The organism is Methylorubrum sp. POS3, assembly GCF_043352485.1.
Classification (GTDB): Bacteria; Pseudomonadota; Alphaproteobacteria; order Rhizobiales; family Beijerinckiaceae; genus Methylobacterium; species Methylobacterium suomiense.
This window is the reverse complement of record NZ_JAPRBT010000001.1, coordinates 1583311-1600559: the sequence shown is the minus strand read 5'-3', so window position 1 is coordinate 1600559 and position 17249 is coordinate 1583311. Positions and strand designations below refer to the sequence as shown.

General features: G+C 68.9%; 21 protein-coding genes. 12 read left to right on the top strand and 9 right to left on the bottom strand.

Going from position 1 to position 17249, the window contains the following annotated elements; genetic code table 11:
* Positions 1 to 56: 56 nt before the first annotated feature.
* The 3 genes from OWC43_RS07635 (at position 57) to OWC43_RS07625 (ending at position 1944) form a co-directional block, all read left to right on the top strand.
* Entirely contained in the window at positions 57 to 563 is a 507-nt protein-coding gene (locus OWC43_RS07635; RefSeq protein WP_137829530.1) for a CYTH domain-containing protein, read from the top strand.
* 77 nt (positions 564 to 640) lie between these two features.
* Positions 641 to 838 carry a hypothetical protein gene (locus OWC43_RS07630; protein ID WP_137829529.1) on the top strand — a complete coding sequence of 66 codons (198 nt, stop codon included), beginning with the start codon at positions 641 to 643 and terminating at the stop codon, positions 836 to 838.
* Between the two features lie 161 nt (positions 839 to 999).
* On the top strand, positions 1000 to 1944 hold the full coding sequence (locus tag OWC43_RS07625) for a hypothetical protein (protein WP_393956240.1): 945 nt from the start codon (positions 1000 to 1002) through the stop codon (positions 1942 to 1944).
* Here the strand turns inward: OWC43_RS07625 and OWC43_RS07620 are convergent.
* The 4 genes from OWC43_RS07620 to OWC43_RS07605 all read right to left on the bottom strand — a co-directional run bounded on the left by OWC43_RS07620 (position 1935) and on the right by OWC43_RS07605 (position 6122).
* Positions 1935 to 2792: an alpha/beta hydrolase gene (locus tag OWC43_RS07620; RefSeq protein ID WP_393956239.1), complete on the bottom strand. Its 858-nt coding sequence runs from the start codon at positions 2790 to 2792 to the stop codon at positions 1935 to 1937. The two genes, OWC43_RS07625 and OWC43_RS07620, sit on opposite strands and share 10 nt — an antisense overlap.
* A gap of 116 nt (positions 2793 to 2908) precedes the next feature.
* On the bottom strand, positions 2909 to 3679 hold the full coding sequence (locus OWC43_RS07615; protein ID WP_137829526.1) for an anti-sigma factor: 771 nt from the start codon (positions 3677 to 3679) through the stop codon (positions 2909 to 2911).
* A 121-nt stretch (positions 3680 to 3800) separates the two neighbouring features.
* Positions 3801 to 4373 (bottom strand): sigma-70 family RNA polymerase sigma factor, encoded by a 573-nt coding sequence (locus OWC43_RS07610; RefSeq protein ID WP_137829525.1) that lies wholly within the window; start codon positions 4371 to 4373, stop codon positions 3801 to 3803.
* Between the two features lie 456 nt (positions 4374 to 4829).
* A complete protein-coding gene (locus OWC43_RS07605; RefSeq protein WP_393958513.1) occupies positions 4830 to 6122 on the bottom strand; it encodes a murein L,D-transpeptidase in 1293 nt (430 codons plus the stop codon).
* Between the two features lie 259 nt (positions 6123 to 6381).
* Between OWC43_RS07605 and OWC43_RS07600 the strand changes: the two genes are divergently transcribed.
* From OWC43_RS07600 to OWC43_RS07575, 6 genes are all read left to right on the top strand, one after another.
* A complete protein-coding gene (locus OWC43_RS07600; RefSeq protein ID WP_393956238.1) occupies positions 6382 to 6774 on the top strand; it encodes a hypothetical protein in 393 nt (130 codons plus the stop codon).
* 126 nt (positions 6775 to 6900) lie between these two features.
* Positions 6901 to 7953 carry a DUF1775 domain-containing protein gene (locus OWC43_RS07595; protein WP_393956237.1) on the top strand — a complete coding sequence of 351 codons (1053 nt, stop codon included), beginning with the start codon at positions 6901 to 6903 and terminating at the stop codon, positions 7951 to 7953.
* 133 nt (positions 7954 to 8086) lie between these two features.
* On the top strand, positions 8087 to 8611 hold the full coding sequence (locus OWC43_RS07590; RefSeq protein WP_393956236.1) for a copper chaperone PCu(A)C: 525 nt from the start codon (positions 8087 to 8089) through the stop codon (positions 8609 to 8611).
* Complete coding sequence (locus OWC43_RS07585; protein ID WP_393956235.1) at positions 8601 to 9239, top strand: SCO family protein; 639 nt, start codon at positions 8601 to 8603, stop codon at positions 9237 to 9239. The genes OWC43_RS07590 and OWC43_RS07585 overlap by 11 nt, the downstream gene beginning before the upstream one ends.
* Positions 9240 to 9560: 321 nt before the next feature.
* Positions 9561 to 9752: a helix-hairpin-helix domain-containing protein gene (locus OWC43_RS07580; protein ID WP_137829520.1), complete on the top strand. Its 192-nt coding sequence runs from the start codon at positions 9561 to 9563 to the stop codon at positions 9750 to 9752.
* A gap of 96 nt (positions 9753 to 9848) precedes the next feature.
* Complete coding sequence (locus tag OWC43_RS07575; RefSeq protein ID WP_137829519.1) at positions 9849 to 10073, top strand: hypothetical protein; 225 nt, start codon at positions 9849 to 9851, stop codon at positions 10071 to 10073.
* Positions 10074 to 10170: 97 nt separating this feature from the next.
* On the opposite strand, the gene OWC43_RS07570 is transcribed toward OWC43_RS07575, so the two are convergent.
* From OWC43_RS07570 to OWC43_RS07550, 5 genes are all read right to left on the bottom strand, one after another.
* Entirely contained in the window at positions 10171 to 10497 is a 327-nt protein-coding gene (locus tag OWC43_RS07570; RefSeq protein WP_393956234.1) for a hypothetical protein, read from the bottom strand.
* Positions 10497 to 12194 carry a methyl-accepting chemotaxis protein gene (locus tag OWC43_RS07565; protein ID WP_393956233.1) on the bottom strand — a complete coding sequence of 566 codons (1698 nt, stop codon included), beginning with the start codon at positions 12192 to 12194 and terminating at the stop codon, positions 10497 to 10499. The genes OWC43_RS07570 and OWC43_RS07565 overlap by 1 nt, the downstream gene beginning before the upstream one ends.
* A 364-nt stretch (positions 12195 to 12558) precedes the next feature.
* Positions 12559 to 12711, bottom strand: a complete 153-nt coding sequence (locus OWC43_RS07560) for a hypothetical protein (RefSeq protein WP_393956232.1) — start codon at positions 12709 to 12711, stop codon at positions 12559 to 12561.
* A 39-nt stretch (positions 12712 to 12750) separates the two neighbouring features.
* A complete protein-coding gene (locus tag OWC43_RS07555) occupies positions 12751 to 12945 on the bottom strand; it encodes a hypothetical protein (RefSeq protein WP_393956231.1) in 195 nt (64 codons plus the stop codon).
* A 107-nt stretch (positions 12946 to 13052) separates the two neighbouring features.
* The gene (locus OWC43_RS07550; protein WP_393956230.1) at positions 13053 to 13712 is read right to left on the bottom strand and encodes a GntR family transcriptional regulator; all 660 of its coding nucleotides are present in this window, start codon (positions 13710 to 13712) and stop codon (positions 13053 to 13055) included.
* Positions 13713 to 13892: 180 nt separating this feature from the next.
* On the opposite strand from OWC43_RS07550, the gene dctP reads away from it, so the two are divergent.
* From dctP to OWC43_RS07535, 3 genes are read left to right on the top strand one after another with little or no spacing between them, the layout of a single operon-like run.
* Complete coding sequence (dctP, locus tag OWC43_RS07545; protein WP_137829514.1) at positions 13893 to 14927, top strand: TRAP transporter substrate-binding protein DctP; 1035 nt, start codon at positions 13893 to 13895, stop codon at positions 14925 to 14927.
* On the top strand, positions 14924 to 15601 hold the full coding sequence (locus OWC43_RS07540) for a TRAP transporter small permease (protein ID WP_137829513.1): 678 nt from the start codon (positions 14924 to 14926) through the stop codon (positions 15599 to 15601). Before dctP ends, OWC43_RS07540 begins: the two co-directional genes overlap by 4 nt.
* Positions 15598 to 16950 (top strand): TRAP transporter large permease, encoded by a 1353-nt coding sequence (locus OWC43_RS07535; protein WP_393956229.1) that lies wholly within the window; start codon positions 15598 to 15600, stop codon positions 16948 to 16950. The genes OWC43_RS07540 and OWC43_RS07535 overlap by 4 nt, the downstream gene beginning before the upstream one ends.
* Positions 16951 to 17249: the final 299 nt, after the last annotated feature.

The window sequence follows — 17249 nt, the reverse complement described above, 5'->3', positions numbered from 1 at the left end:
AGTCGGATCCGGCTGAAGGAGGCGGGCCGGTTCCGTCATCCAGCGAACCACCTGTGATGCGTTTCGAGATCGAGCGGAAGTTTCTGGTCGTCGATGACGGCTGGAAGGCGGGCGTGATCGGCCGGCGGCGGCTGACGGACGGCCTGATCGGGCAATTCGAGAACGGGAAGGTGCGGGTGCGGCTCGACGACGAGCGCGCCTTCCTCACCGTCAAGGGCGAGCGCAAGGGCCTCGGCCGGCCGGAATTCGAGTACGAGATCCCCTGGGCGGACGGGGAGGCCATGCTGCGCTTGGTCTGCGACACCTGCCTGATCGAGAAAACCCGCCACCGGGTGCTCCATGGCGGCCTCGTCTGGGAGGTCGATGTCTACGGCGGCGCCCTCGCCGGCATGATCCTGGCCGAGGTCGAACTGGAAGAGGAGGCGCAGGCCTTCTCCACCCCCGGCTGGCTCGGCCGGGAAGTCACCGCCGACCCGCGCTTCCGCCAATCCACCCTGCTGCGTCTCTCTCGCGAGGCGGGACGCACGGTGACCCTCGACGAGGTTCTGTCCGCCGTCCTGTGAGGTCACCGCGACATCGCAGCCTGGAACGGCGCCGGCCGGATGCGGTTGCCCGGTCTCACGCGACAAGGAGATCCGCGATGTCGAAGCATCTGAAGACGGACACGCCGACCGATGCCGACCTGAAGGGCAATCCCGGCATCGGCCAGTCCAGGGGTCTGACCGGAACCGACCCGGCGGATCTGGAGGCCGACTCGACGTTCGAGGGCGATGTGGAGAACGAGACGACCCCGGAAGGCGGCGTCGATCCGGATCACCGTGGGCGCAAGAATCCCTGACCGCTCAGGAATCCCCGGGGACGTTCGAACGCGCCCCGGGGAACAGTGACGCTGCCGCGGCGTTCGCGTCGCGGCGGCTGTCCGCCTTGCTTGGCCGAGCCGCCCGGCAGGACGCGAGACGACGGTTCGCCACCCTTCCGGCGGGGGCGACGAGACGACACGTGCAGCAGAACCAGGAAGAGGATGGGAAGGCGGCCGAGCCGGACGATTCCCTGTTCCGACGCTTCATCCCGGAGATCGACCATCGGACCACCGGCGAAGTGCTGGCCCATCCGGGCTTCGCGCAGATGCGGCCCGTCTACATCGCCACCACGATGGCGCATTACGAACTCACCGTCCTGCCGGGCCATTGGCAGAGCACCGCGGGCCGCGTCGCCGCCCTCGGCGCCATCATCTGCAACGATGCCGTGTTCGATCCGGCGGATCGCGCGACATGGCCGACCCTCGCGCGGTTCAAGCAATCCGTCTCGGTGTTCGGCCTCACCAGCCCGCGGCAGATCGACGAGATCGTCGCCCGCCTCGTCGCGACGGGCTACCTCACCATGGAGCGCTCGCCCGCGGACGGGCGGGTGCGCCTGCTGCGCCCCACCGCAGCCCTTCTGGCCTGGGACCGCGAGGTCCTCGCCGCCTATTACGGTGCGCTCCGGCTGCTCTATCCCGAAACCGGATACGGGCTTGCCCTGACCCGCGATCCGGCCTTCCAACGGGCGCAGCGCGGCGCCTCCACCACGATGTTTCCGGTCATCGGGCGCTTCCTGGCGGCCAATACCGACCTCTTGCCGTTCTATTCCATGAACAACGGCGTGCGGGTGTTGCTGCTGCTGTGGGAAGCCACCCATACCGCCCCCACGGCGCCGGTGCGCGAGGGCGATCTTGCCGGGCTGCGGCCACGCTTCGGCTTCTCCCGCTCGCATGTCCGCAACGTGTTGGCGGCGGGGGAGGAACACGGCCTCGTCGCTCGCGCCGCCCAGACCGGTCTTGGCCTGACGCCGCGCGGCATGACGGCCCTCGACCGCTTCATCGCCGACACCTTGTCCTCCCACGACATGACCTACCGCATGGCGCTGCAGGCGCTGGAGGCGGCGCCGCTGCGGGCCTATGGCTGAGCCGGGTCGGGCACCGCCGCCGTAGCGGGCACGCTGGCGCAACGGCCCTCCAGCCGGGCGCGGAACTGCGCTTCCGCCCGGGCGTCGGCCTCCCCCAGGATCGACATGTGATCCCCGGGGATGAGGAGAAATTCGGCCTGCGGGCCCGCCGCGTCGGCGAGGCGGCGGGCGAGCTTGGCCGGCACCACCGGATCCTCCACCCCCTGGACGATCAGGACCGGCTCGGTGCGGCCGGCGATGCGCTGGTCGGAGCGGTAGGTATCGGCGAGCAGCCAGCGAGTCGGCGCCAGCGGAAACCGCAGGTGGACCAGATGGCTCAGCGAGTCGAACGGCGCTTCGAGGTAGAGGCCGAGATGGGGCGCCCGCTCCGCCACGGCGACGGCGACCGCGGCACCGAGGGAATGGCCGTGCAGCAGGATTGGGGCGCCCGGTGCCCGCTCCGCGGCCGCGATATAGGCGGCCACCCCGTCGCGGATCAGGCCGTCCTCGCTCGGACGGCCGGTGGAGCCCGGGTAACCCCGATAGGTCGGCGCCAGGATGCCCCAGCCGCCCTGTCGCCACACCCCTTCGGAGAACCGTTGGGCATGGGGTTCGGGGAACGAGGCATTGCCGTGAAAGCTCACCACGACGCCGCAGCCTGGCCGCGGTGCACGCCAGAGCGCATGCAGGCTCTGGCCGTCCGAGGTGCGGAGGGTGATCGTCTCGGTTCCGGCGACCGCCCCGGCGATGGACGGCGCCGCCATCCATGCCCCGGGATAGATCAGCCGCCTCTGCCCCAGCGCGAGCGACAGGACGGCGAGGCCGTAGAGGCCGGCAAGGGCCAGAACGATGAGGCCGAAGAGGCGCATGAACCCGAGGCTGCAACGGACGCATCATGAATAATGCGTACGGTTAGCGATGGGTAGGGGCACTCCCGCAAGAGTGACCGGCCGCGGCCTCCATCGGCCGCGTTCGATGTGTCGGCTCAGTGCCGGACGGCGGCGAGACGGGCGGCGGCGGCGTGCAGGCCGGGATCGTCCCGGGGACCGCTGAGGGCATAGGCCGTGTGGCCGTTGCGCCAGTAGGCGGTGGCGCCGTCGCCCGAGCGCGCCACCGGCTCGCTTCCCTCGGGAACGATCGCGCCGTTGCTGCGCTTGGCGAAGAGCGAGAGTTCGCCGAGATCCTTGGTCTCGATCTCGATCTCGACCCCCGTGCCGTGCCGACCGGGGAAGATCTGCACGTCGCGGACGACCCAGCCGTTCGGCATGTCCGGGAGATCGACCCCCGTAGCGGCTTCAAGGTCGGCCGTGTCGTAGGCTGAGGTTGCCCGCTGCGAGACCGCGCGAGCACGGATTTGCACCGCCTCGCGCGCCTGCTGCGCTTCCTCGGCCAGGGCAGGATCGATGGGCGAAGCGATGGAGTTCGGCACGCCGAAGGTCCCGATTTCGGTATGCGCCAGCCAGCCGGCTCCCACCAGCACGACGATGGCGGCGGCACGGCGCAGACGGTTGCCGACCCGCTGCCAGGCCAGGGCGCGGTCGATGCGGCGGGCGCCGGAGCGCAGGCGCTCGGGTCCGTTGGTCGTGGGCTCGGCGAAGGCCTCACGCAGGGCGTCGCGATCGCGCAGATCCGCCATCACGACGACGGCGTCCTCCGGATGGCGCGCGAGATGGGCCTCGACTTCGACGCGACGCATCGGGTCGAGTTCGCCATCGATATAGGCAATGAGATCGGTTTGCGTGATCGGGTCGACCATCAGCCCACTCCGATTGTCCTTTCTGCCAGCCAAGACTTTCGACCTTCTGGCTCGATGCCTCTCCTGAGCCCGCCCCCCACCTCCGAGGCGCGTCGCCCGCTCATACTCGGTAAACGCCGGTTCAGGCCGCGCTTTCCCGACCGACAAGGCGCAATCGCGGCGGCCCTCGCTCGGAAGGTTCGTCCGAGGCACTCGCCGAGCCGCGGGACTTGCGGCTCCCTTCCTCGAAGGCCCGCAGGGCGGCGCGACCGCGGCCGAGCCGCGACATCAGGGTGCCGATCGGAATGCCGAGAACATCCGCGGCATCCGCATAGGCCATGCCTTCCAGGGTGACGAGGTGGAGCGCGGCGCGCTGCTCCTCCGGCAGGCTCTCGAAGGCCTTTCGTATCTGCATCAGCCGCACCTGACCCTCTTGGGCCGGCGGGGCCACGTCGTCGGAGAGCTGCACCAGCACGTCGGCATGCCGGGCCTCGACCCGCTTGCGGCGCTGCTCGTCGATGAAGACGTTGTGCAGCACCGTCATCATCCACGTGCGCAGATTGGTGTCGGGCCGCAGATTCGCCCGGGATTCGAGCGCCCGCACGAGAGTGTCGTGGACGAGGTCGTCCGCCTTGATCGCATCCCGCGTGAGCGAGCGGGCGTAGCGCCGCAACGGCACGAGGAGATCGACGATTTCGGGGCGTTTCGAGCGCATGCGATCTGGCACCATGTCGAGTTAACGCGGGCACCTTCGCCTTTAATCCGCGTCGGCTCCACCGGACCGAAGCGATGTGCGCCAGGTCACATGGATGGACGGTTCCGCCAATGGGGGGAAGCCCGATGTGGCCGAGGCGACGGGATGAGACGGATAGACGGTCGCCGACCCTCGGGACGGTCGACAAGGCCGGGAATCGACGAACCTGATCGCGCCGTTTGCGGGCTACCAGCCTCGCACTTCGCTCTCAGGTCGCAGCGGGGTTCATGAAGATTGCCGTCACGGGCTGCCGGGACCGGGGGGTTAGACGCCCCCACGCCGCGCGCCGTGTCTCTGCCCGTTTGCGAGCGAACCTTCATCGTCGCGGAGGCTACGTTCGGGTCCCACGGGGACGCCACAACGCAAAAAAAGCCGATCCCGGCCGGGGGCCGGGATCGGTCTGCGTCGCGAACGGTCTTACTCGTCGCCCGGCTCGAAGGTCTCGGGCTGGGTCGCGGCGGCGCTCGCCACCGGGGTCGGCGCCTCGATGGTCGAGGGCACATTCACGCCGTCGCGCTTGTAGATGTCGTCGCGGAACTGGACCGTACCCTCCGGGGTCGCCCAGGCGGTGATGTAGGTCCAGTAGACCGGCACGGGCTGGGCGAGGCGGGCATCGATGCGCTGGCCGCCCTCGACGGCGCGCTCGACCGCGGCGCGGTCCCAGCCGGGCGTGTCCTTGAGAAGCCACGTGATGTACTCGCGCACGTTCTGCACGCGGACGCAGCCCGAGGAGATGAAGCGGAAATCATCACCGAACACGCCGCGGGTGTTCGTGTCGTGCATGAACACGCCGTAGGGGTTCGGGATGTTGATGCGCACCACGCCCATCGAGTTGAAGTCGGCGCCCGAATCCTGGCGGTAGGTGTAGCGGGTGCCCTCGTCCGAGTTCCAGTTCACGGAACGCGGCGAGATCTCCTGGCCGCCCGAGAGGATGCGGATCTTGTTGTCCGACAGGTAGTTCGGATCCTTCTGCATCTTCGGGATGAGGTCCTTCTTCACGATGGAAGCCGGGACCGTCCAAGTCGGGTTGAAATTGATCTCCACCGCCTTGGTGTTCATGATCGGCGACTGCCGGTCGATCTTGCCGACACCGGCCGCATGCAGCGTCACGACCTGACCGTTCTCGACCGTCTGGACCAGGGCGGCCGGAATGTTGGTGATGACGAAGCGCCGGCCGAGATCGCCCGAATAGGAGCGCAGGCGGATCACGTTGGTCTCGAGCTGGCGCAGGCGGATGTCGGCGGGCACGTTCATCGCCGCCTGGGTCGCCGGGCTCATCTGGCCGGTCTGCGACAGGCCGTGGCGAGCCTGGAAGCGCTTCACGCCGGCCGCGACGTAGGAATCGTAGACGCCCGCGCCGCCGGCATTGGCGTCGAGGTCGCCCGTCACGATCAGGCGCTGGCGGACGGCGGCAACCGCCGCACCGCGGGAGCCGATGCGCAGGCCGGCCGCACCGGAGACCGGCTGCCAGCCGCCGCGGGCGACGATGGCGTGGTACTTCTCGGCCATCGCCTCGGTGGCGGCGACCGTCTGCGGCGACAGGATCGGCGTCGAGGACCGTGTGACCTGCATGGTCGAGGGCGAGGAATAGTCCTGCGCCCATTCGGCCTGGGCGAAGCCCGGCTCGCGGGCGGAAGCCGGCCCGGCGAGGAGCGTGGCGGCCGCGAGGGCGAAGGCGAGGGAGCGGGTGGGGCGCGCGGTCTGCAGCATCGATCCGGGGCTCTGGATGAAGGTGCGGTTCGGTCGGATCGGCAGGGACAACAGTCCCGCCAAGTCCTCGTGCCGACGTTGTTGCGGTCTCAACGTTAAGAAGCCATGCCGTTCCGGGCCATATTGTGGCGCCGCGGGTGTCGTGGCGCACGTGGCTCTCGCCCTGACGCGCGCGGGCCACGTGGCTCGGTTCCCCGCCAACCTTCGAGCACCGCGAATCCGCTGGCGGCCCGCACGCGGCTGCTCTACTTCTCGGCTCATGCCGACGAAGAGCCGCGACCGGACGGGATGCGCGCCGCGCTGCCTGCGCGCGCTCACGGCCGTCGTCGCGCTCTACGCGCTGGTACTCCAGGCGCTGCTCGGCGGCATCGCGACCCTGCCGGTCGCGGGCGCGCCCGGCCTTCTCTGCGCCGCCGCGCCGGACGGGATCGACAAGGCCCCGGACGGCAAGCCCGTCCCGAGGGCGTTCCACGCCGCCTGCTGCACGGCGGCGGGTCATGCTCCGTCCGCCGCCCCACCGCCCGCCGCTGCGGGCTTCGTCGCCTGGACGGCGGAGAAGGCGGCCTTGCCCGGCTGGCGGGGCCGCACGGCGCAGGCATCCCGCGCCTCGCCTCTTCGACTCGCGGACGCCCGCGCGCCTCCGCTCGCCTGACCGCGACCGCTCCCGGAAGCCGATGCCGCCCGCGCACCGGTTCGGGACCCCGCCCCGCCGCGCCCTCCCCTGCCGAGCCGGCAGCCCGGATCGCGCGGCCCTCGCTGTCAGCTTTCGGATCCCGCCATGTTCCACGCCCATCCGCGCACCGCCCTGCCGGTCGCCGCCCTCCTCCTCGTCCCGCTTCTCGCGTCCGCCGCTTCGGCCCATGCCCTGCTGGAGCGCAAGGAGGCCGCGCCCAACGCCGCCTATCGCGGCGTCGTCCAGATCATGCATGGCTGCGACGGCCAGCCGACCACCCGTGTCAGCGTCTCGATCCCCGAGGGCGTGACCGGCGCCAAGCCGATGCCCAAGCCCGGCTGGACCATCGCCACCACGCGGTCGGCCTATGCCAAGCCCTACCCGTCCTTCCACGGGACCGTCACGGAGGGTGTGACCACGATCACGTGGAGCGGCGGCAGCCTGCCGGACGATCAGGTCGACGAGTTCACCTTCTTCGCCCGGGTCTCCGACGCCTTCGAGCCGGGGGCGACGATCTACTTCCCGGTCGAGCAGGATTGCCCCGGGGGCGGCACGCGGTGGAGCGAGATCCCGGCGCAGGGGCAGGATGCCCGTGCGCTCAAGAATCCGGCGCCCGCGGTTCGGATCGTGGCCGCCAAGAGCCCGGCGCCGGGAATTCAGACGACCGCCGCGACACCCGCCCCCACGACACCCGCGAAGTCCGAGACCGGGGCGAGCGCCGAGACCAAGGCCGGCACGCTCGCGATCGAGACCCCGTGGCTGCGCGCGACGCCGGGCGGGGCGAAGGTCGCGGGCGGCTACGTGACCCTGCGCAACACCGGCTCGGAGGAGCCCGACCGGCTGACCGGCGCCACGATCGCCCGCGCCGGGCGCGGCGAGATTCACACGATGTCGACGGAGAACGGGGTGATGAAGATGGCCCCCGTCGAGGGCGGCCTGACGATTGCCCCCGGCGCGAGCGTCGCGCTGAAGCCCGGCGGGCTGCACCTGATGTTCCTCGACCTGACCGAAGCCTTGCGGGCCGGCGAGACCGTGTCGGGCACGCTCACCTTCGAGCGAGCCGGCACCGTTCCGGTGACCTTCGCGGTGGCTCCGATCGGTGCCCAGGCCCCCAGCGCGACAGCCCCCGAATCCGGCGGTCATCAGCATCACCATTGATGTGAGCGCGGCGTGCGACGCCGCGTCCGGCCCGGCGAGCCCCGTCGATCGGCGGGGCTCCCTATCTGTCCCTCAGCCTCCACGCCCCGGCGCCGAGCCCCGCGTCCGGGACCTTCACCATCGGAGACGAACCATGCGCCTGTCCGCCCTCCCGCTGCCGGCCCTCGCACGAAGCATCACCCTTGGCCTTGCCCTCACGGGTCTTTCGGCGGGACCGCTCTCGGCCCACGATTACGCGGCCGGTCCCCTCAAGGTCGGCCATCCCTGGAGCCGCGCCACGCCCGGCGGCGCCAAGGTCGCGGCGGGCTATCTCACCGTCACGAATACGGGGAACAGCCCGGATCGCCTCACCGGCGCGAGCGTGACCGCGGCCGGTCGCGCCGAGATGCACAGCATGTCGAGCGAGGGCGGCGTGATGCGGATGGCGCCGCTTCCGAACGGCCTGGAGATCCCGCCCGGCGGCACGGTGACCCTCGCGCCCAGCGGCAACCACCTGATGTTTCTCGATCTGAAGCAGCCGTTCAAGCAGGGCGAGCGGATCGCCGGCACCCTCACCTTCGAGCGGGCCGGCACGGTGCCGGTCGAGTTCGTCGTCGAGGGCATCGCGGCCAAAGGGCCCGACAAGGGGCATGAGAAGGGGCACGACCATGCCCACTGAGCCCGCCGATGGCCCCCATCGGGGGCCGCAGCGGGGCGGGGGCCTGATCCTCGCCCTGTTCGCCCTCGGGCTCGCCGCCATCATCGGGACGACGGTGGTCTTCCTGCCGTGGGGGCCGAAGCCGCCGCCGATCTCCGTGGTGGGCGGCGCGTTCCGGCTCGAATCCTCGAAGGGCGGCGTGCTCGATTCGCGCGACCTCAAGGGCCAGCCCTACCTCGTGTTCTTCGGCTTCACCCAGTGCCCGAACGTCTGCCCGACGACCCTGGCGGATCTCGGCAATCTGCTCGACCGGTTCGCGCGCGAGGGCGGCGACATCCGCGCCTATTACATCACCGTCGATCCCGAGCGGGACACGCCGGAGATCATGCGGGACTACATGGCCTCGTTCAGCGAGCGGATCACCGGCCTGACCGGGAGCCCGCAGGCGATCGCGCAGGTGACGCAGGCCTATCGCGCCGAGGTGAAGCGGGTGCCGTTGCCGGATGGCGGCTTCACCCTGGAACATGCCCTGATGGTCTACATGATGGACCGGGACGGGGGCTTCGTGGGGCCGCTCTCCCTGGATGCGGGGCACGACCTCGCCCTCAAGCAGCTGCACCGGCTGGTCTCGGGCGGCCGCGACAGTTGACGGCCGCCTTCCTGTTCGGGCCGGCGCCGCGCGTGCCGTACCGCGCCGGCCTTCCCGAAAGTCGAGGGCCGATGTTCGAAGCGATGCGCCGCGTCGAACCGCAATCGGCATTCCCCTTCGAAGGACGGCTTCCGGCCCGGCGCTGGTCAGCGTGTGGGGAGAAACGATCGCCCTTCAGCGTCTCGATCGGCTTCAAGAAGAGCTGGAGGCCGTTTGGACCGGGGGATCGTTGGCCGCGGCACACCGGTCTGCAACGAACGATCTCACCGGAACGGGGATCGGCCACCGGCGTTGGGCGAGGCCGCAACCGAAGGGGCCTCCATGATCGACCTGAACACGGCCACGGCCGCCGAGTTGGACGCCGTGCCCGCCCTCAAGGGCCATGGGCATGAGATCGTCCGCTACCGGGAAGAGCGCGGGCGTTTCACCAGCCTGCGCCAGTTGGACGAGGTGCCCGGCCTCAGCGGCAAGACCGAGGGTGTCGGCGATCAGGTTGAGGTCGCGGACGGCTGAGGTTTTGGCCCAAGCTCCCGTTCACCATTCTGGCAGCCTCGCGCAACCAAATGCGGCGCTGCTCCGTCAATCGATACGGTGAACGGAGAGGATCGGATGACGGACCGTGGGGATCTCCCCTCGGCGGAAGCTTTGACGCTGATGTCGGCCGCGGAGTTCGTGTCGGCTTGGTGCCGGATCGTGGGCGAGCCCCCGGCCATCGTGCTGGAGAGCCGCCGTGAGATGATCCGCATCCTTGCCGGGGACATGCCGCCCGTGCCGGTTCGAGCCGACGAGCAGCCCGCCCTGCCCGCAGCCGAAAGCGGTCAAGCGCCGCTCTAGCCCCTCGCATTTGCGTCAATCGCTGGCGTTCATGCCCGTCGGTCCACCGCAATCCGCGGCTCGGCGGACGGCCTGTCGTCGTCACCCGCTCAAGGCGTCAGGCTTCGCCGTCTTGGCCTCGCTCGGGGGCGCGGCGGGCCGTCTCGGCGAGGTGTCGAACCTCGTCCAGCAAGGGCTGCAGCGTCGCCCCGGCGAGACGGCCCCGCACACCGAGCTGATCCAACGCCGATTGCAGTCCGGCGAGTTCGCGCTCCAGATCGCCGTACAGGTTCAGGAGCGCGTCGTGGTCGGCCCGGAGAGCCGACACTTCGGAGCCGAGATCGCCCCCCGCTGCCCGCGCCTCGGCCAATTCCGTGACGAGGCGGCTGACCTGCCCTGTGGCGAGGCCCATGGTCGGCAGGGTGGGGATCTCGGCCCCGCTCATCAGGCGGCTCTCACGGTGTTGAGGAAGCGCGCGACCTCCGCGCCGAGATGCTCGGACTGGCGCGAGAGCTCGGATGCCGCGGACAGCACTTGGCTGGCGGCGGCGCCGGTTTCCTCGGAGGCCTGGGCCACACCGGCGATGTTGCTCGTCACCTCGCCCGTGCCGCTGGCCGCCTGCGAGACATTGCGCACGATCTCCTGTGTGGCGGCACCCTGCTCCTCCACCGCGGCGGCGATCGTCGTCGTCATCGCATTGATCTCCCGGATCCGGCTCGTGATCGTCCCGATCGCCGTCACGGCCTGACTCGTCGCTCCCTGGATCTGGGCGATCTGGCCCGAAATCTCGCCCGTGGCCCGGGCCGTCTGGGCCGCGAGTTCCTTGACCTCGCTGGCCACGACCGCGAAGCCGCGCCCGGCCTCACCCGCGCGGGCTGCCTCGATCGTGGCATTAAGGGCCAGAAGGTTCGTCTGTCCGGCGATGTTCGAGATCAGGCTCACCACATCGCCGATCCGGGTCGCGGCCTGGCTCAGTTCGCCGACGAAATGCGCCGTCTGGTCCGCTTCGCCTGCGGCCGTCTGCGCGAGGCTGGCCGATCCGTGGACCTGGCGTCCGATCTCCTGGACGGAGGCGCCCAGTTCCTCGGCGGCGGCGGCGACGGTGCTGACGTTGAAGGCTGCCTCCTCCGCGGCCGCCGCGACCGTGGTGGACTGGCTCGCCGTTTCGGTGGCCGTGGCGGTCATTGTGCTAGCGGTCGCCTGCAGCTCGGTGGCCGACGACGAGACCATGCCGACAATGCCACCGACGGCCCGCTCGAAGCGGTCGGCCAGTTCCAACATGGTGCGCTTCCGCTCGACGGCGGCCGCCTCGTCGGCGATGCGCTTGATCTCCGCCTGCTCGGCCGCCTTCTGCGCGACCATGGCCTTGATGCCCTCGACAGCCTTGCCGATGGCGCCGATCTCGTCGCCGCGGCGGGCCTCCGCGATCTCGGCATCGATGTCGCCCTTGGCCATACGCTGGAGGACGTCGACGAGCCGCCCCATCGGCCGGACGGCGCCCCAGATGGCGATGGCGGCGAGCAGGCCGAATGCCACCAGCAATCCTGCCACGGCGAGACCGGTGAGCGTGCCGGAGGCCGCCCCGGCGATCTCCGCCGCCCGCGCCTTCGCGGCCTCCAGGTCGCGCAGATTGGTCTCGACGCGCTTGGTGACCGACTCGACGACCTTCCGCCGCGCGGAACGCACCTCGGTGTTGGACACCTTGGACGCCTCGGCGTTGTTGTTCTTCACGCCGAGCGCGATCGACCGCTCCGCGGCGGCGAAGAACAGGTTCAAATCGTCCTTGATGCCGAGATTGGTCGCGCGCCGCGCTTCCGTATCGGCGAGCGCAATGAGCCGATCGATAGCATTGAGCGCCTGCTGCTTGGAGTTCTTGAAGTTCTCGACCTGAGCAGCCAGCGCAGCATCTTCGGTCTCGATGATCGTGTTTTTTTCGCTGATGGATGCCTCATCGAGGGCAACGTTCATCTGCAAAGAAATGACCGCACGGGCTGCATTGACGTCCACGATGCGCTGCGTGTTTTCCGCCAGTGTCGCCAACTTATCCCGCGCCAACAGGATGATGCCGGCGGAGACGATGAGCATCACGGCAGCTGGAATGGCCAGCTTGCCGAGCAGCCGGAGATTGTTGAGCCAGGACATGGTTGACTTCTGAGGGGCAGAAACGCTGCATCCGCCAGCCGCCCTTGTGCCTACGGATTAGGCATCTTTTCGTTTGTCATACTAATAACGTCTTAACAACAAGAAGTTTTATGACGATCCCTAACATAGGTAGATCCAATTCGCTCATCGAGCGATATTCGCCTCTCAGGGTATCGTGATTTTTGCTTTGGAATAATGTTTTCGATGGTTGCGGCATTCCCCTTCTTGTTTCAGCCGGGCCTCACACTCGCCGGTAGCTCCTTTTAGAGGCCGCCTTTCCCGAGTGGCCAGTCACGCAATCGAACTGCTCGGGTTTCGGGGCTGAACCGACGACGCGTGACACCATTCCATCCGGATCGGCGCGTCACGTTCCGAACAGCACGGCGTGCATCACGCGGCCCGGCACCAGGGTGAACAGACCGGTGATCACCAGGGCCCCGACGAACAATCCGATCATGGTCCAGCGATGCGCCTCGATGCGCCGAGCGCGGGCATGGACGATTGCGACGGCGAGCATGATCAACGCCGCCGCCGAGAGGAGATGGATCGGGCTCCACTACTGGCCGCCGATGCCGAAGGAACTCGCCGCGGCGAGCCCCATCAGCACGACCCAGCCCCAACCGAGGATGCGGTGATGCGCTCCTCCCTTGGGCAGGAAAAACTGGGCAGCGCCGAGCCCGAGAGCCGCCAGGGCGGCTCCGGCATGGGCCATCACGATCGCGCCTGCCTCGAAGAGCGGTGTCAGGGTCACGCCGCGAACCGCTCCATCGGGGGACCAACCGTGCGCCGCCCCCTGTGGTACAGTACACTGCACGGTTGAAATTCTGTCCAAGGCCGAGATGAGACTCCGGCGGCGCCTCACGCCGCGCTGGTATCGAGGGCCCGCAGGTTGGCGACGAGTTCGGAGAAGCCGTCGCCCTGGATCAGCACGTGGCGGCGCAGTTGCTCGGCCGCGGTGGCGCCGTCGCCCGCCAGGATCGCGGTCACCACCGCCTCGTGTTCGCTGAGCGATTGCGCCACGCGGTGGCGGGTGCGCAGTTGTAGGCGGCGATAGGGCGAGAGGCGCCGGTGCAGCGCCAGGGCCTGCCCGCACAGGAAGGCGTTGCGGCAGGCCCGGTAGACCACCGTGTGGAACACGTAATTCTCGCCGTAATAGGCCTCCGGATCGCCTTGCGCCGCCGCGCTTCGGCAGGCCTCGAGGGCAGCCTTCAGTTCGACTTCCAACTCCGGCGTGAGGCGGCGGGCGGCGAGCCGACCGCACGACGCCTCCAACTCCGCCATCGTCTCGAACATTTCCAGGAGATGGCCCGGCTCGGGGGCGCTCACCACCATGCCCTTGCGCGGCTTGGTCTCGACCAAGCCGGTGGCGGCAAGTTGCAGGAGCGCCTCGCGGATCGGCGTGCGCGAGACCCCGAACCGCTCCGCGAGCTGCGTCTCGTCCAGGCGGGACCCCACGGCGAGGCGCCCGTCGACGATCTCGTCCTCGATCGTCTGCCGGAGGCGCTGGGTCTGATTCATGGCGGCAGCTCGTCGGCGATTTCCTGCTAGAGCATATTCGGAGCGGTTGACAAAATATGCAAGATGGCGCGATCTTGTATATTATGTTGCGCAGCAAGAATATTTTGCAGCGCACAATAGAACCGCGACAAGCGGATACCGCGCGCGAACCCGCGAAAGCGGATTTCGGAAGGAAACGCCATGACAAGCGCCTCGACGCTGAACCGCCGCCACCTGCTCGCGGCCGGCCTCGCCGCACCGGCTCTGCTGACCTTCGGCCGCGGTACCGCCCAGGCCGCCACGACCTTGAAGATCTCGCACCAATTCCCCGGCGGCTCGATCGACGAGGGGGATTTCCGCGATCGGATGTGCCGCAAGTTCGCCGCCGCCGTGAAGGAGCGGTCGAAGGGCGCCATCGACGTGCAGGTCTATCCCGGCTCGTCGCTGATGAAGACCAACGCCCAGTTCAGCGCCATGCGCAAAGGCGCTCTCGACCTCTCGCTCTATCCCTCCCCTTACGCGGGCGGCGAGGTCCCCGAACTCAATATCGGCCTGATGCCGGCGCTCGTGTCCTCCTACGCGCAAGCCCTCGCCTGGAAGACCGCCCCCGTCGGCAAGAAGCTCACCGAGATCCTCGACGCCAAGGGCATCGTCCTCGTCTCCTGGGTGTGGCAGGCCGGGGGCATCGCGAGCCGCGAGCGCCCGCTGCTGACGCCGGACGACGCCAAGGGCATGAAGGTCCGCGGCGGCTCGCGCGAGATGGACCTGATGATGAAGCAGGCGGGCGCCGCCACCCTCTCGCTGCCCTCGAACGAATCCTACGCCGCCATGCAGACCGGGGCCTGCGACGCGGTGCTGACCTCCTCCACCAGCCTGATTTCGTTCCGCCTGGAGGAGATCTCCAAAGCGCTGACCTCGGGCCGCGAGCGCTCCTACTGGTTCATGCTCGAGCCGATCATGATGTCCAAGATTGTGTTCTCCGGCCTGCCGAAGGACCAGCAGGACCTGATCATGGCGGTCGGCAGCGAGCTGGAGAGCTTCGGGCAGGAGGGCGCCAAGGCCGACGACACCCGGGTCGAGGAGGTGTTCTCCAAGGCGGGGGCGAAGGTCGTTCAGCTCGACGAGGCGACTTTGGGCAAGTGGCGCGACATCGCCCGTGACACCGCCTGGAAGGACTTCGCCAACAAGAACGCGTCCTGCGCCGAGCTCCTCAAGCTGGCGGAGCAGGTCGCATGAGCCACGCCTTCGACGCGGCCTCGGCCGCCTCCGAGACCCGCAAGGCCGAGGAGCCGCGGGTTCCGGGCCTTCTCGGGGTCATCGACCGGACCCTGCGCCGGCTCAATCACGTCATCCTGGTCTGCGGCGGCCTCGCGCTGGTCGCGGCCTGCCTCGTCCTGAGCTACTCGGTGGTGATCCGCTACGTCCTGCATGAGCCCACCGAGTGGCAGGACGAGAGCGCCGTGTTCCTGATCGTCGGCGCGACCTTCCTCTCGGCGGCGGGCGTGCAGGCCAAGCGCGGCCATGTCGCCATCGAGGCGCTGACCGGCCTGCTCTCCCCCGCGGTCAACCGGGTGCGTCTCATCCTCGTCGATGGGGTGAGCCTCGCCTTCGTGACCTTCTTCGCCTGGAAGAGCTGGAGCCTGTTCCACGAGGCCTGGGTCGACGGCCAGATCTCGCAATCGACCTGGGGGCCGCCGCTCTGGATCCCCTACGTCCTGATGTCGGCGGGCATGAGCCTCCTGACGCTCCAGCTCGTCCTGCAGATCGCGCAAGCCCTCCTCTACGGACCGTGGGCCGCGGGCTTTGCCGGCCGCAAGATCGGCATGGGCGCAGATCTCAACAAAAACCGCGACGACGCGGCTTCCCTGTCGGGCGCACCGCTCACCACCAAGACCGGAGGACACCGATGAGCACCGCCGCGATCGGCTTCCTCTATGCCGGGGCCACGCTCGGGGCGATGCTGTCGGGCATCCCCATCGCCTTCGCGCTCGGCTTCGTCGCGCTCGCCTTCATGTACGCGTTCATGCCCGCCGCCTCGCTCGATACGGTGGCGCAGAACGTCTACGAGGAGATGGCCTCGATCACCCTGCTCTCGATCCCGCTCTTCATCCTGAAGGGCGCGGCGATCGGGCGCTCGCGCGCCGGCCAGGACCTCTACTCGGCGATGCATGCCTGGATGCACCGCATCCCCGGGGGCCTCGGCATCGCCAACGTCTTCGCCTGCGCGCTGTTCGCCGCCATGGCCGGCTCCTCGCCCGCCACCTGCTCGGCGATCGGCTCGGCCGGCATCCCGGAGATGCGGAAGCGCGGCTACTCGCCGGGCTTCGCCGCCGGGATCATCGCCGCGGGCGGCACGCTCGGCATCCTGTTGCCGCCCTCGATCACCATGATCCTCTACGCGGTCGCCGCCGAGCAATCGCTGGGGCGCCTGTTCCTCGCCGGCATCGGGCCGGGCTTCCTCCTGGTCGCGCTGTTCGCCGGCTGGTCGGTGTTCCGCTTCCGCTCGGAATTCGCCGCCGCGAAACTGGCCTACGAGCGGACCGGCACGCAGCACCCGATCCTGAAGGAAGACACCTACAGCATGCGGGAGCGCTTCTCGACGCTGCCGCGGGTGCTGCCCTTCGTGGTGCTGCTCACCGGCGTCATGGTCGCGCTCTACGGCGGCTACGCCACGCCCTCCGAGACGGCGGGGCTGGGCGGCCTGCTGGCGCTGGCGCTCATCGCGGTGATCTACGGCGTCTGGCGCTTCCGCGACCTCGACCCGATCCTCACGGCGACGCTGCGGGAATCGACCATGCTGATGCTGATCATCGGCATGTCGCTCCTCTACGCCTACGTGATGAGCTACCTCCACATCTCTCAGGCGGCGGCCCAGGCCATCGTCGCCATGCAGCTCTCGCCCTGGGTGCTGCTCGCCACCATCCTGTCGCTGGTGATCGCGCTCGGCTTCTTCCTGCCGCCGGTCTCGATCATCCTGATGACGGCGCCGATCATCCTGCCGCCCTTGAAGGCCGCCGGGTTCGACCTCGTCTGGTTCGGTGTCGTGATGACCATCACCATGGAGATGGGCCTGATCCACCCGCCGGTGGGCCTCAACATCTTCGTCATCAAGAACATCGCGCCCGATATCCCCTTGAAGGACATCATCTGGGGCACGCTGCCCTTCGTGATCCTGATGGCCGTGGCGATCATCCTGCTCTGCCTCGTGCCGGGCATCGCCCTCTGGCTGCCGGACCTGCTCCTGCCGTCGACGCGCTAGAGCACGATGCGGAAAAGTGGAATCCGGTTTTCCGGAATCATCGTGTGACCACAAAGAGATAGAGCGTGCTGCTGTTTCCGTAGAAATGCAGCACGCTCTAGGGCGCAATCCAGGCACACGGCTGCCGCTTCGTCGGAAGAGGTCGCGGCATAACGGAACCTGAGAACTCGAGACGGCGTCCGATCCGCGAGGGTCGGGCGCCGTCCGCATGTCGGGGGGCTCCCCAGAACGCCCCGTGGTGAACCACCCGTCAACGATACCGGTAAAACCCGCCTTAACCGTCGCCTGCCAGGATGCCG

Bases quoted from the DNA above. Each gene is read 5' to 3' on its own strand.
- OWC43_RS07635 (WP_137829530.1), top strand. From the start codon at position 57: ATGCGTTTCGAGATCGAGCGGAAGTTTCTGGTCGTCGATGACGGCTGG.
- OWC43_RS07630 (WP_137829529.1), top strand. From the start codon at position 641: ATGTCGAAGCATCTGAAGACGGACACGCCGACCGATGCCGACCTGAAG.
- OWC43_RS07620 (WP_393956239.1), bottom strand. From the start codon at position 2,792: ATGCGCCTCTTCGGCCTCATCGTTCTGGCCCTTGCCGGCCTCTACGGC.
- OWC43_RS07615 (WP_137829526.1), bottom strand. From the start codon at position 3,679: ATGGTCGACCCGATCACGCAAACCGATCTCATTGCCTATATCGATGGC.
- OWC43_RS07610 (WP_137829525.1), bottom strand. From the start codon at position 4,373: ATGCGCTCGAAACGCCCCGAAATCGTCGATCTCCTCGTGCCGTTGCGG.
- OWC43_RS07605 (WP_393958513.1), bottom strand. From the start codon at position 6,122: ATGCTGCAGACCGCGCGCCCCACCCGCTCCCTCGCCTTCGCCCTCGCG.
- OWC43_RS07600 (WP_393956238.1), top strand. From the start codon at position 6,382: ATGCCGACGAAGAGCCGCGACCGGACGGGATGCGCGCCGCGCTGCCTG.
- OWC43_RS07595 (WP_393956237.1), top strand. From the start codon at position 6,901: ATGTTCCACGCCCATCCGCGCACCGCCCTGCCGGTCGCCGCCCTCCTC.
- OWC43_RS07590 (WP_393956236.1), top strand. From the start codon at position 8,087: ATGCGCCTGTCCGCCCTCCCGCTGCCGGCCCTCGCACGAAGCATCACC.
- OWC43_RS07585 (WP_393956235.1), top strand. From the start codon at position 8,601: ATGCCCACTGAGCCCGCCGATGGCCCCCATCGGGGGCCGCAGCGGGGC.
- OWC43_RS07580 (WP_137829520.1), top strand. From the start codon at position 9,561: ATGATCGACCTGAACACGGCCACGGCCGCCGAGTTGGACGCCGTGCCC.
- OWC43_RS07575 (WP_137829519.1), top strand. From the start codon at position 9,849: ATGACGGACCGTGGGGATCTCCCCTCGGCGGAAGCTTTGACGCTGATG.
- OWC43_RS07570 (WP_393956234.1), bottom strand. From the start codon at position 10,497: ATGAGCGGGGCCGAGATCCCCACCCTGCCGACCATGGGCCTCGCCACA.
- OWC43_RS07565 (WP_393956233.1), bottom strand. From the start codon at position 12,194: ATGTCCTGGCTCAACAATCTCCGGCTGCTCGGCAAGCTGGCCATTCCA.
- OWC43_RS07560 (WP_393956232.1), bottom strand. From the start codon at position 12,711: ATGCTCGCCGTCGCAATCGTCCATGCCCGCGCTCGGCGCATCGAGGCG.
- OWC43_RS07550 (WP_393956230.1), bottom strand. From the start codon at position 13,712: ATGAATCAGACCCAGCGCCTCCGGCAGACGATCGAGGACGAGATCGTC.
- dctP (WP_137829514.1), top strand. From the start codon at position 13,893: ATGACAAGCGCCTCGACGCTGAACCGCCGCCACCTGCTCGCGGCCGGC.
- OWC43_RS07540 (WP_137829513.1), top strand. From the start codon at position 14,924: ATGAGCCACGCCTTCGACGCGGCCTCGGCCGCCTCCGAGACCCGCAAG.
- OWC43_RS07535 (WP_393956229.1), top strand. From the start codon at position 15,598: ATGAGCACCGCCGCGATCGGCTTCCTCTATGCCGGGGCCACGCTCGGG.